Origin of the sequence: Brachyspira pilosicoli (assembly GCF_019402445.1) — a bacterium.
Classification (GTDB): domain Bacteria; phylum Spirochaetota; class Brachyspiria; order Brachyspirales; family Brachyspiraceae; genus Brachyspira; species Brachyspira pilosicoli_B.
Genome location: NZ_SRZM01000086.1, coordinates 1 through 3321, shown reverse-complemented (window position 1 = coordinate 3321; position 3321 = coordinate 1). Strand labels below are relative to the sequence as shown.

Genomic DNA, 3321 nt, shown 5'->3' with positions numbered 1-3321 from the left:
TTATTAAATAGCAATATATTATAATGTTTGTAATTCTAAATTTTTATTGTATAATTTTATTAATTTTTTGAATTTATTATATTAGAGTTTGTATGTTAAACGAGATAAAAAAGAATATATGTATAATAACTGATATTAATGGTATATACGGCTATGGACATTTTACACGTATGAATCTTATAGCTAATAGATTGGCTGATATATATGATTTTACTTTTTCTTCTATAAATAAGAAAAGCGAATTATATAAAAGGGTTGATATAAAAACTATTGAGTTTAATAAGATAGGAGAAATAAAGCCATATATTATAATAGTTGATGCGAGGGAAGTTGAAGAGAGATATATTAATTATTTAAAAAAGATATCATCTGTTATAATAGTAGATAGTGTTGGAAGCGAGAGGAGATTAGCTGATATTGTAATAGAGATGCTTCCGAATTTAGATAATTCTAAAGAAGTAAATATTAAGCCATTTATTGCTACAATATTAAATAATTCTATAAAACCTATATATAATGAAGAGTCTCCCATACTTGTTTATTTAGGTTTTAATAAACAACTAAAAGATAAAGCAATTCAAATAATTTCAAAAATAACTAATAAAAAATTTGTAGTAATAGATTTTAAAAGAGAAAGTGAGTTTTCTAATATAGAGTATATTGATTTTTCTAAGGATATATTTGCTCATTCATATTCTGGAGTTATAACATATTTTGGGCTTACTGCTTTTGAATGTATAGAGTCAAAGATTCCTACTATACTTTTTTCACCTACTAAGTATCATGATGATTTGGCGAATAAATGCGATGATATATTTTTTAATTTAGGATTTTTTGAAGATGCTGATATTGATGAAAGTGCTAAAAAAATTGAAGCTTTTATAAACAATAAAGAAAAGCAAAATAGTTTAATAGAGAATGCTAAGCAAATAAATACCGATGAATCTATAGAAAGGCTAAAGACTATTTTTTCTAATATAAAAGATTTTAAAGATATAAAATGCCCTTTTTGTAATAGTTCTAATATAGAGAGAAAAAACAGAAATTTGGAATCCAATTTATATAAATGTGGTCATTGCAATACTTTGTTTAGAAAATATTTTTTATCGCCTTTTACAGATTATTCATCAAAATATTTTGTAGAAGATTATAAAAAACAATACGGAAAAACTTATGAAGAAGATGTTGAAAATTTAAGCCGATTGGCAAATAGAAGAATAGAAAAGATAAAAAAAATAAAACCAAATGGAAAAGTATTAGATATTGGAAGTGCTATGGGTTTTTTCCTTAAAGAGGCTTCTAATTATGGATATATTACTGAGGGTATAGAGATAAGCGAGTATGCTTCAAATTACTGCGTTAATACTTTGAATTTAAATGTGCATAACTGTTCTTTGCTTGATTTTAACTATAAAGAAAAAGAGTATGATATAATTACAGCTTGGTATGTTGTAGAGCATATTTATAATTTTGATAAGATTTTTGAACATATTTTATATTCTTTAAAAGATGATGGTATATTTGCTTTAGCTATGCCTAATGGTTATGGGGTAAGCGGAAGGTTTAATAAAAATTATTATTCTATAGTTCCAAGCGACCATGCATTCGAGGCTAATCCTAAATCTTTGGATATGTTTTTTAATAAATATTCACTTAAAAGAATTAGTTTAGAAAATCAGAGTATTTATTATAATAGGTTTACAGATGTATTTAAGATTTTTAAAAACTCTAAATTATCTGAAAAACTATATAAAAAACTTGCACAGAAATTTAATCTTGGAGATACATTTGAGTGTATATATCAAAAGGTGAAGTAGTATATTGCAATAATCATTTTATTGTTTATAATAAAAGTTAACATATTATATTAATTTTAAAATGGTGAAAAATGGAAGAAGATAAATATATTTTAGAAAAATTAAAATTAAATTTAGACAGAAACTTTCCTGTAGAAAATGATAATTATATAGATAATGATAAAGAATATTCTAATAATAATTTTAATAATTCTAATGATGAAAGTTTAGTAATATTAGAAACAAAAAAAAATATAGAAAAAATAAAAGAGTATTCAAAAGAAATTAATGATGCTGATATTAATCCTGCTTTGAAAGAAATGATTTCTATACTTGATAATATGGTTTTATATTCTAAGACTAACAAAGAAGGTGAAAAAAAACTTGAAAAGATAAATGAATATCATCTTCCTACTGCTATAAAAATGCTTAAATATTATATTGATTTTTGTAATTTGCCTGTAAAAAATGCTAATATAGAAAAAACTTCTTTAGAGATAGAAGATGCTATAATAAAATTAAATGAGGGATTTAAAAAAATGCTTCTTGAAATGAATGAAAATAAATTAATTGATATAAATAGCGATATAGATGTATTAAAAAATACGCTTGAAAAAGATGGATTAATATAATTTTTTTGGAGGTTTTGATTTATGCAAGAAAATAGTAACAATACTTTAAGTTTAGATATTCAAAAAAGTATAGATTCTAAAATAAGTGAGAGTGATAATAACAAAATAAAAGAGTTATCTAATAGTATAAACTTAGAAGATTCTCTTTCTATAATGTCTTATGGCTCTGCTGCACAAAATAAAATGGTTCAATTTTCTGAAAATACATTAAGTACTGTGATGAATAAAGATTTGGGAGATATAGGAAACACTATTAGTGATTTGATAGTAGAGCTTAAAGGTTTTGATATAGAAAAAGAGTCTAAAGGGATATTTGGATTTTTTAGAAAGGGTATTAATAATTTGAGTAAATTAAAAGCTAAATATTCTAAAGTTGAAGTTAATATTGACGGCATAATAAAGATATTAGAAAATCATCAAAGAACATTATTAAAAGATATTAGTATATTAGACCAAATGTATGATTATAATTTAGACTATTTAAAAGAGCTTGAATTATATATTAAAGCTGGAAAAGAAAAATTAAATAATGATATAAATAAAAAAATATTGGAACTTGAAGAAAAAGCAAGACAAACTAACACACCCGAAGATGCACAAGCAGCAAGAGATTATAAAGATTTAGCTAATAGATTTGAAAAAAGACTACATGATTTAGAGCTAACCAAAGCAGTATCAATACAAACTATACCACAAATAAGAATGGTTCAAAATAATAATGTAGTGATGAGCGAAAAGATACAATCTACACTTGTTAACACTATACCTTTGTGGAAGAATCAAATGGTTTTAGCTATAGGTCTTCATCATTCTAATGAGGCAGCAAAAGCACAAAGAGCAGTTACAGATACCACTAATGAACTTCTTAGAAAAAATGCTGATATGCTAAAAAC

At 24.0% G+C, this 3321-nt stretch carries 3 protein-coding genes; all 3 read left to right on the top strand.

The genetic code is table 11. The features are described from left to right. Positions 1-92: 92 nt before the first annotated feature. A complete protein-coding gene (locus E6A48_RS03475) occupies positions 93-1817 on the top strand; it encodes a class I SAM-dependent methyltransferase (RefSeq protein ID WP_219708613.1) in 1725 nt (574 codons plus the stop codon). Positions 1818-1888: 71 nt separating this feature from the next. Continuing rightward, the gene (locus E6A48_RS03470) at positions 1889-2428 is read left to right on the top strand and encodes a 5-bromo-4-chloroindolyl phosphate hydrolysis family protein (RefSeq protein ID WP_219708612.1); all 540 of its coding nucleotides are present in this window, start codon (positions 1889-1891) and stop codon (positions 2426-2428) included. Between the two features lie 21 nt (positions 2429-2449). Next, the coding region (locus E6A48_RS03465) for a toxic anion resistance protein (RefSeq protein WP_219708611.1) at positions 2450-3321 on the top strand (872 nt) is incomplete at its 3' end.